The organism is Microvirga sp. P4_G7 (genome assembly GCF_056401005.1).
This window is the reverse complement of the sequence record NZ_JBFUKD010000071.1, coordinates 1-9496: the sequence shown is the minus strand read 5'-3', so window position 1 is coordinate 9496 and position 9496 is coordinate 1. Positions and strand designations below refer to the sequence as shown.

Annotated in this window: 10 protein-coding genes; 3 read left to right on the top strand and 7 right to left on the bottom strand. The window is 61.1% G+C overall.

Translation table 11 applies throughout. The features are described from left to right. A partial coding sequence (locus AC1DT3_RS05720) for a cysteine synthase A (protein WP_477464283.1) occupies positions 1–762 on the top strand: 762 nt, incomplete at its 5' end. Here the strand turns inward: AC1DT3_RS05720 and AC1DT3_RS05715 are convergent. From AC1DT3_RS05715 to AC1DT3_RS05695, 5 genes are all read right to left on the bottom strand, one after another. Continuing rightward, positions 763–1530 (bottom strand): sulfite exporter TauE/SafE family protein, encoded by a 768-nt coding sequence (locus AC1DT3_RS05715; RefSeq protein ID WP_477464282.1) that lies wholly within the window; start codon positions 1528–1530, stop codon positions 763–765. Between the two features lie 195 nt (positions 1531–1725). After that, positions 1726–2568, bottom strand: a complete 843-nt coding sequence (locus AC1DT3_RS05710; RefSeq protein ID WP_477464281.1) for a fumarylacetoacetate hydrolase family protein — start codon at positions 2566–2568, stop codon at positions 1726–1728. A gap of 164 nt (positions 2569–2732) precedes the next feature. Beyond that, positions 2733–3479, bottom strand: a complete 747-nt coding sequence (locus AC1DT3_RS05705) for an SDR family oxidoreductase (protein WP_477464280.1) — start codon at positions 3477–3479, stop codon at positions 2733–2735. 67 nt (positions 3480–3546) lie between these two features. After that, positions 3547–4614 carry a C-terminal binding protein gene (locus tag AC1DT3_RS05700; RefSeq protein ID WP_477464279.1) on the bottom strand — a complete coding sequence of 356 codons (1068 nt, stop codon included), beginning with the start codon at positions 4612–4614 and terminating at the stop codon, positions 3547–3549. Between the two features lie 25 nt (positions 4615–4639). Further along, complete coding sequence (locus AC1DT3_RS05695) at positions 4640–4789, bottom strand: hypothetical protein (protein ID WP_477464278.1); 150 nt, start codon at positions 4787–4789, stop codon at positions 4640–4642. A 109-nt stretch (positions 4790–4898) separates the two neighbouring features. Here AC1DT3_RS05695 and AC1DT3_RS05690 point away from each other — a divergent pair, with 109 nt between their 5' ends. Further along, positions 4899–5912, top strand: a complete 1014-nt coding sequence (locus tag AC1DT3_RS05690) for a LacI family DNA-binding transcriptional regulator (protein WP_477464277.1) — start codon at positions 4899–4901, stop codon at positions 5910–5912. Positions 5913–5925: 13 nt separating this feature from the next. Here AC1DT3_RS05690 and AC1DT3_RS05685 read toward each other — a convergent pair whose 3' ends face one another. Next, positions 5926–6735 (bottom strand): sensor histidine kinase, encoded by an 810-nt coding sequence (locus tag AC1DT3_RS05685; RefSeq protein ID WP_477464276.1) that lies wholly within the window; start codon positions 6733–6735, stop codon positions 5926–5928. 591 nt (positions 6736–7326) lie between these two features. On the opposite strand from AC1DT3_RS05685, the gene AC1DT3_RS05680 reads away from it, so the two are divergent. Beyond that, positions 7327–8400, top strand: coding sequence for a response regulator (locus AC1DT3_RS05680; RefSeq protein ID WP_477464275.1), 1074 nt, complete (start codon positions 7327–7329; stop codon positions 8398–8400). A 24-nt stretch (positions 8401–8424) separates the two neighbouring features. Here AC1DT3_RS05680 and AC1DT3_RS05675 read toward each other — a convergent pair. Continuing rightward, the coding region (locus AC1DT3_RS05675) for a helix-turn-helix transcriptional regulator (protein ID WP_477464274.1) at positions 8425–9496 on the bottom strand (1072 nt) is incomplete at its 5' end.

Sequence of the window (9496 nt, the reverse complement as noted above, 5' to 3'; positions counted from 1 at the left end):
ATCATCGTCATTCCGAATACGCAGAGCCAGGAAAAGAAGGACATGCTCCGGCTTGCCGGAGCCGAGCTGATCGAAGTGCCAGCGGTGCCGTACGCCAATCCCAACAACTACGTGAAAGTGTCGGGGCGCCTGGCGGAGCGTCTCGGCGCGTCTGAACCCAACGGCGCGATTTGGGCCAATCAGTTCGACAATGTCGCCAACCGCGACGGTCATCGGGACATCACGGGCCCGGAAATCTGGGATCAGACCAATGGCGGCGTAGACGGCTTCGTGTGCGCTGTCGGCACCGGAGGCACTCTCGCCGGAATTGGGCTCGCCCTGAAGGCGCGCAATCCGAAGGTCGTGATCGGCCTGGCTGATCCGATGGGCGCGGCCCTCTACAGCTACTTCACGAGCGGCGAGCTGAAGGCGACCGGCTCCTCGATCACCGAGGGCATCGGGCAGGGGCGCATCACCAAGAATCTCGAGGGCGCGCCCATCGACGTCGCCTTTCAGATCCCCGACGAAGAGGCGCTTCCAGTGATCTTCGATCTGCTGGAGCACGAGGGACTCTGCCTCGGTGGCTCGTCCGGTATCAACGTTGCCGGCGCTATTCGGTTGGCCAAGCAGCTCGGCCCGGGGCACACCATCGTCACCATCCTGTGCGACTACGGCAACCGCTATCAGTCGAAGCTGTTCAATCCGGCATTTCTGCGCAGCAAGAACCTGCCCGTTCCTGCGTGGATGGAGCGCACGATCGACATCGATCCGGGTCTCGTCTGATCAGCGCACGAAGAAGACGATCGTCAGCACCGTGCCGACGCCGATCACCAACCAGCGAATGACTTGAGGCGGCAACCGCCGTCCGAAGACGACGCCGAGATACCCGCCGATGACGGAGGCCGCGCCGACGATCATTGTCTCGCGCCATGCGACAAGCCCGGCCGCAATGAAGAGGATGACGGCGACCAACTGAATCAGCGTCGAACAGAGATGCTTCGCCGAATTGATCAGGTGGAAGTCGTCGCCTTCGGTAATGGCGAGCGCCGCCAGCATGACGATGCCCATGCCCGCACCGAAGAAACCGCCATAGACGGCGACGCCGAGCTGAAACAGGAGTCCGCCGAGCCACGCCTTCGTCGATGGCGCGTGGCCTTCATGGCGTGCAATCGAACGGGCGAGTGCGACGATCTTGGGGCTCGCCGCGAACAACACCGTCGCGAACAATAAAAGCCATGGCACGAGTTGTCGAAAGGATGCGTTGTCGGTGGTGGTGAGAATGTACGCGCCGCCGAGGCCGCCAATCAGGCTGACGACCGCCAGCGCCGTGAAACGCTTCGCGTTGGCAGCGAGTTCGCGTCGATAGGCCCAGGCACTGGAAAGATTGGCGGGCGTGACGGCGACCGCGCTCGTCGCGTTGGCGACGATCGGCGGCAATCCGGTAGCGACGAGTGCCGAAAATGTGAAGAAGGTCCCGCCGCCGGCAATCGCGTTGACGAGGCCCGCAGCCAGACCGGAGGCGGCGAGCAGAGCGATTGTTGAAAGATCCATGATGCGAACTTCGATGCGGAAGGATGGAGGGCGTCTGCTCGGGTGCACATGATCCGCCGAAACCGAGACGGTTCGGCGAGAAGCTCGTGCACCTCATTCATCGGGATGGAGCGTGATCAGAGGCAGAACCGTGTTCCACCTCTGCTGATCACGCTCTAGAGCGGACGCCCTGCCGAAGATCAAGTCGAACTTTGGTCAGCCTTGAATGACGTCCTGGCGCTGCGTGCCGAGACCCTCGATACCGAGTGTCACCACGTCGCCCGCCTTGAGGAACACCGGCGGTTTCATGCCGAGCCCGACACCCGGAGGGGTTCCCGTCGAGATGATGTCGCCCGGATGGAGCGACATGAACTGCGACAGATACGAGACGAGATATTTCACCCCGTATACCATCGTGGCGGAAGTCCCGTCCTGCATGCGGCGACCATTGACGTCGCACCACATCTTGAGGTTTTGGGGATCCGCGATCTCGTCCTTCGTCACCAACCATGGACCGGTCGGCCCGAAGGTGTCGCAAGACTTGCCCTTGGTCCATTGTCCTTGCCGTTCCTGCTGGAATGCGCGCTCGGACACGTCGTTGATCAGGCAATAGCCGGCGACGTAGTCGAGCGCCTCGTCCTCGCTGACATATTTCGCGTGGCGGCCGATCACGATGCCGAGCTCGACTTCCCAATCGGTTTTCTGCGAACCGCGCGGCACTTCCAGATCATCGTCTGGGCCGACGATCGCGCTCGTGGCCTTCATGAAGATGATGGGTTCGGGCGGAACGGTCGCTCCGGTTTCAGCGGCGTGATCGGAATAGTTGAGACCGATGCAGATGAATTTTCCCGTTCCGGCGACGCATGGGCCGAGCCGTGTGGAATCCTCGACCACGGGAAGGGTTTTCGTATCGAGCGCGGCGAGACGTTTGAGACCCTCAGCCGACAGCGTGGCGCCGGCAATATCGTCCACGTGGGCGGAAAGATCGCGGATCTTGCCTTCGGCGTCCAAAAGTCCCGGCTTCTCGTGTCCGGCCTGGCCGTATCGCAAAAGTTTCATGCCCTCTTAGTCTCCCTGGCGTTTGAAGAACGAACCTGTGTGATGCCTAACGTGACGCTYAACGGCGATGAACGAAAGCCTTTCGCGCGTCTTTTTTTGCACTGTCTGCCATTTTGCCTCAGGACGTCGGTCCGGAGCGTAGCCAGTGGCCTTTCTCGACGCCATCAGGTCAACCAACCGCCGTCGATGATGTGGATCTGTCCGGTCGTGTAGGAGGCGGCGTCGCTCGCCAGATAAAGTACGAGTGCGGCGATTTCCTCCGGCCGGCCCAGACGGCCCATGGGCTGGCGGGCGATGAAGGCCTTGCGCGCCTCCTCGTAGTTTCCTTGCGAGCGCATGCGCTCTTCCAGCGAGGGCGATTGAACCGTACCGGGGCAGATAGCGTTGCAGCGGATACCACGGCTGACAAAATCGGCCGCGATGGACTTCGTCAGACCGATGACGGCGGCCTTCGATGCACCGTATGCGAAGCGAGAAGGCACGCCCTTCACGCTCGAAGCGACAGACGACATGTTGATGATCGATCCCGCGCCGCGCTCCAGCATCCCGGGCAGGTAGGCGCGCGCGGTTCGATAGGCACCGCTCACATTGATCTCGAACGATCGCTGCCAATCGTCCGGTTCGCAATCCAGGATCGTGCCATTGTGCACGTAACCCGCGCAATTGAAGAGGATGTCGATGGCCCCCGTCCGCTTGGCGGCGCTCTCGACACTCGCCTGATCCAGAACATCGAGGCGAAAGGCTTCGATGTTGCGGTGGGCCGTCGCCAGATTGGCAAGGGCGGCCTCGCCGATATCCGTGGCATAGACCTTGGCGCCTGCCTCCGCGAGAGCGAGAGCCGATGCCAGGCCGATCCCTTGTCCGGCAGCCGTTACGAGCGCGGTTTTACCGGCCAGTGAAAAGAGGTCCATGCATCCTATCCTTGAGAAAATCCCGCCGCGGCCACTATGGCGCATCCGACGTCGGGGGAAAGATGATTCAGGCCGCGCGCTGTGGATCCTGCGCCAAAGCCGCGCGCCAATCCGCCGCTGTGCGGTCGATCAGATCCGCATTGAGGCAATCGCGGGATTGACCGGTCTTGAGATAACCCAGCGCCGTCTGCGCCGATTTGCGGCGCAGGTCGACGAGGCTCGAAGGGCTGTAGAACGCCGCGTGCGGGGAGATCAGGAGCTTGTGCCGGATGCCGGAATTCGGCGCGCGCCAGGCCGCGATCAGCGGATGATCCGGTGTCGGTGGTTCGACATCGAGAACGTCGATTCCCGCTGCCGCGATTTCCCCTTTGAGAAGAGCTTGAGCAAGAGCCGCGAGATCGACGACAGCGCCGCGCGCGGTGTTCACGAGAACCGCCGTCTCCTTCATGGCGGCGAGTTCTGCGGCTCCGATGATGTGACGCGTCTCGCGCGTCAAAGGCGTGTGCAACGATAACACATCCGATTGCGCCAGCAATTCGGCGAGAGACGAGACACGTTCGACGCCGATCGCCAGCTCCGAGCCGGTTGCGCGATAGGGGTCGAAAAAGATCACGCGCATGCCGAGCGCCTTCGCCCTAAGGGCTGCCGCGGTTCCGATCCGGCCGAGACCGAGTACGCCAAACGTCTGGGTCGAAAGACGACGGATCGTCGGCACGTTCTCGAAACGCCATCCCTTGACCGGATCGTCGAAGATCTTGCTGTTGTACATCGGGATGCCCCGCAGCAGCGCCATCGTGAGGGCGATGGCGTGATCGGCGACGTCCATCGTCCCATAATCTGGCGTGTTGCACACAGCGATACCACGTCTTGCCGCCGCCTCGAGATCGATGTTGTCGAACCCGACTCCCGCGCGCACCACGACGCGGCACATGGGGAGACGGTCCAATGTCGGGCCGCTGATATCGATCTCGTGATAGCAGACGACCGCAGCCGCTTTCGCCCAGATCTCGTCGGGAATTCGACCGAGATCGTGAGAGGCGGAAATGTGGATCGCGGCGTCAGTGCCGTAAACGGCTTTCTCGATATCGGCCGGGCCCTCGAACTGAACGTCCGGATGAAAAATCAGATCGACCATTCGTGAGCCTTTGTGAACGTGAGAGTTAGCGAACGAGCCCGGCGATGCGCGCGAGCGCGTTGAATCGAACCCGGTGGTCGCTCACATCGATGGTGTAACGACGCAGTGACCGTCGTCCCGGATCGCCCCGAAAAGGAGCGTCTTTCAGAGCTGCGAAATCAACAACGACACTCACCGACGATCCTCACCTTCCACTATGAACATTAAACGTTTAACATGAAGGCTATGGCTGTTCTTTCGGGTCGTCAATAGGCTAAACGCGACACGTTGTTGTATCGGATCTCATGTCTCAACGAGCGACTCTCCACACAGTGGCGGCCGAAGCCGGAGTCTCGACAGCGACCGTTTCGAAGGTGGTGAACGGCATCAGCGCCGGCGTCTCCGAAGAAACGCGAAAACGCGTCGCGGAAGTGGTGAGCCGGCTCGGCTATCGACCGAACCGAATCGGACGAGGTTTGCGGACCTTGCGCCGATCGACGATCGGGATGGCGATCGTCGATCCTTCGCCGACATTCCTCGCCGATCCATTCACGACAAATCTCGTCGCGGGCCTCTCGAATGCACTGAGCTCACGTGGCTTCGGTCTTCTGCTTCATGGCGTCAAACCGGCCGATCTCGAAAGCTCCTACCTCATCAAAGAACTCGAGGTGGATGCGTTATGCGTGACGTTGTCCGGCCCGTCGCGCGCCCGGCGCAATCACATCGGGCTCATCGCGGGGCTTGGCCATCCCGCCGTCATTTTTCAGGAAACGGCAGATGCGTCGTTCAATGATGTCTGTTTCGTTCGGCAGGACGATGAGAGCGGCGCTAGGGCGCTTGCCGAGTTGACCTTGCAACGTCCCATCGCGCGGGCTGTCGCGATCATCCCGGACATCGGCTGGGCGGCCATCGAGCGTCGCGTCGAAGGGTTTCGAAAAGTGCTGCGGCGGAAAGGCATCCGCCTCACCGTCGTGGCATGCGACGAGACCCATCTCGATGACATAGCGAATGCTGTCGAAGGCGCGCTCGTAGATGAGCCGCCGGATCTCGTCATCGGCGCCAATGATCAGATAGCTCTTGTCGCCATGCAGGTGCTCAAGAGTCGTGGTCTTTCGATACCGCGCGACGTTGCCGTGACCGGGTTCAACGGGTTTCCGTTTTCGGGAATGACGGAGCCGCGTCTGACCACCGTTCGCTCGTCGGCCTACGCGCTCGGAGAACTGGGCGCGCACCTTGTGCTCGAGCGGCTCGAGATCGGGTCATTCCCCAATAGGGAACGCATCTTGCCGGTCGAACTCGTCGAGGGTGGATCGGTCTAGACCAAGCGACCGGTCACAGCTGCGCGCTGTCGTAGCAGCTCGGCTGCGGACCGGTCACGGGAAGCTTGACGGTAAAAGTCGATCCTTCGCCTTCCGTGCTGCGGATCGTGATCGAGCCGCAATGCATCCGCGCGATTTTCTCGGCCAGGCTCAGCCCCACGCCGGTGCCCTTGTGCTTCTGGGCGTTGGTGGCCCGAAAGAACGGGAGAAAGATGTTCTTGATCTCGTCGGCGGGAACGCCGACACCGAAATCCGTCACCTCGATGATGACGTGCCCGCCATCCATGCGCGCTGCGACGATGACCGGCGTCTYGGGTGGCGAGTATTTTGCCGCGTTGCACAAGAGGATGCCGAACAGGTGTTCGAGCAACAGGGGATCGGCCCGGAAGGGCTCCAGGTCTGGCGCCGTCTCGAGCTGGTACACGCGCCGCGGTTGGAAATAGCGGGCGTGCTCACAGGCCTTGAGCAGAATGTCGTTCAGGTCGCAGATCTGCGGTTCGAGCCCCGTCTTCTGACCTGAGCCGCCTTCCATTCGCGAAAGCACGGCGCGGGAAAGAGCGATCAGTTCGTCGGTCATGGCACGGATCTGCTGGCTCCGGCGTTCGATCTCGGCGGCGCTGACCTTGCCCGACAGGCGGATCAGCCGCTGGGCCGACGAATCGATCACGGACAGGGGCGAAATCAGTTGATGGGCCAAAAGCGAGATCAAATCGATCTTGCTGGCCCCATCCTCGACGAGAGTCGCCTGCGCCGTGGATTCCACCATGGTGCGAAAGGCAAGATCGGTCGGAAAAAGAAAAGGATCGTCAGAAACGGTTCTCATTTCTTCATGGCTCAATTCGTCGTCCATCATTCTGGGATTGCCTCGTCTCATCGGGCCCGCATTTCGGAATGCTGCCTCTGAGGCGGGGACGCTGGGCGAAGGATGGATGTCTCGGTTGATCCGACGATCCGTTCCCCCAACGGCATGTGTAGAATTACGGGTAAGGACCACGTCCCACATCACCCAAACGGGTGAAAAACTATCTGAATAGAGAGGATATTTTTCCCGAACTGAAGCTTGGCTGGGGATCGATTCGCTCCAACCGGGGGCAGCCGGAATCCGGCGCTCGCCCAATCGAGGATTTTATGGTCTAGCGCATGCCTTATCGGCATGTCCCTATATGTTCGTATGGGGACAATCTCTTTCTTCCGGGCTTTCTCGCGAGATGACCGGGCCGCCGAAGACGCCGCGGAGCGTTGGACGTGGGGTCAGCGGCTCTCGCCCGGGCCGAGAGCCGGGGGGCTGATCGAGACAAGAAAAAAGGGTGGGGGCATGGGTGGCATGATGCGATTCGGCGAAGAGTCACAGTCCACAGAGGTCGACCCATCGGCCTCCCCCGTTAGYGTTTCGCTGCCGATAAGGAACCTGTCGATGGACGAGCCGAAGAGGGAATTTCATCACCGTCGCCACGTCATTCTCTGCGTGGACGACGACCAGCGGCTGCGCACGGACTTGGTCGAGGAATTGACGGCAGCCGATTATGAAGTGATCGAGGCGGGCAACGGCTCGGAGGCTCTGGCGGCCCTGCAGCAGCGGAAGCCGCATCTCATTCTGTGCGACATCACCATGCCGGTGATGGGCGGTTACGATCTCCTCCGCTTTGTCCGCGAACGGCGTCCCGATCTGAACGATGTTCCGTTCATTTTCCTGTCCGTCCTCGGCGACAGGAAGGAGGTCATCCAGGGCAAGAACGTCGGCGCCGACGATTACCTCACCAAGCCGGTCGATTTCGGTCATCTCATCGCAACGGTGAAAGCGCGCCTTGCGCAGATCGAGCGGATGCGCCGCTCTCTGTTGTCGGAACTGGAGAGCGAACGCAGTTCGCTCTTGGAGAAAGCCGTCGACGGGACGCGCAACGCCGTCGAAAGCATGGCTCAAGTGCTCGACGGCATGTCCAGCGGCTTTCTCGTCCTCGACGCCAACGCCCAAGTGCAGTTCATGAACCGCACGGCTCGTCAGATCATAGACGAGAAGGATGGATTGATCATCGCTGCGGGACAATTGCGCACCAGTGCGCAACGGGCAACGCGCGCGCTCAAACAGGCCGTGCAGGACATTCTGGATCATACGATCAAGAGTGCGGCGGTGACCGTGTCGAAGGAATTCGGACGACCCCTGCTGTTGCAGATCTTCCCGCTTTCCGGCGGCGACGCTTCAAAAACGTCGGTTGCGGTTTTCGTTCTCGATCCGGAGAGGCGGCCGCCTCTCGATCAGAAGGTCGTGGCCGAAATGTACGGCTTGACGAAGGCCGAAGCCCGTCTTGCGACGGCGATCGCCGAGGGCAAACGTCTCGAGGAGATCGCCGACGCATTCAGCGTATCTCAGACGACGATCTCGTTTCACTTGCAGAACCTGTTCCGCAAGACACAGACCAGCCGCCAAACGGATCTCGTTGCGCTTCTCATCCGCAGCGCCTTGACGCTGCAGCTCGACGATGAACAGTAACACTTCCCGCTAAAGATTGCGGCGTCAGATCATGGTCGATTGTGACGCCATGCGAACGAGCGCCGCTTGCCGCGACGTACCGGTCTTCTGAAACAGATTCTGAAGATGGGTCTTTGCCGTATTGCGGCTGATCTGATGAATCTCGCAGAATTCGCTCAAGGTCTTTCCAGACATCAGGGCGTCCAGGAGCCGGCGCTCGGCGAGCGTGAGCCGGAAGGCCTCCTGCATGAAGTCGCCGGCGCGGGCGCTCTGTTCCCCGTTGGCCTTGATCAGGAGCAGCGCTTGACGCTGGGCTCCGCCGAGCCAGACGCTCGATGTGGCGACCGGAACCACCAATCCTTGGAGGACCTCGCCGCGGAAGGTGCGGATCACGATCGTGTCCCCGATATGCCGGTCGACGACCTGCTTGAGCGTATGGCGAAAGCCGGCGATCTGCTCCGATTCCGCTGGAACGAGACGCCCGAGTTGGAGGCGCATGAAGGTCTCGCTCTCCACCATCCGTTGCGCTTCGGCGTTGAGGTCGCTCACGACGCCGTCGCGGGTGAGCAAAAACGCCGCGACGCCGAGGTGATCGAGCGCTGCCGCGGTCGCCGTCGCGAGACCCGCCTGCTTCCCGAGGCGCGCTCCGATATCCGCCGCACGCTTCAAGTGCGGAACGAGTTGAGACAGAGCCCCCAACTCGGTCGCACTGAAATCGCGGTCGCCTTGGGAACGATGAAACGTCGCGAACATCGACGTCGTGCCGTCGACGCGGATGCGCGTTCCCATGCACTGATAGAGACGCTGCGGACGCAACCAATCGGTATAGAATTCGGAGTTCTCGAAAGTATTCTTCTCGGCGAGGTCGAAGAGATGCGAAACCTGATCGTCGGGCACCAGTAGGGCCTGATCCACCAGGAGATCGGTGGAGACGTAGTAGTTCTTGTAGCTGTCGATGAACTTCTCGTCGAAACCCTGGGTGATCTCCATCGTCAGCCCGCGTGATGTGGAATCGTACACGAAGAGAGTTCCGGTGCCGCGATAGATATCGGAGAGTCGCTGGACGATACTCGGCCAGATCCCCGGTTCCAGCGAGGCGTGGTAGATCATCTCGATC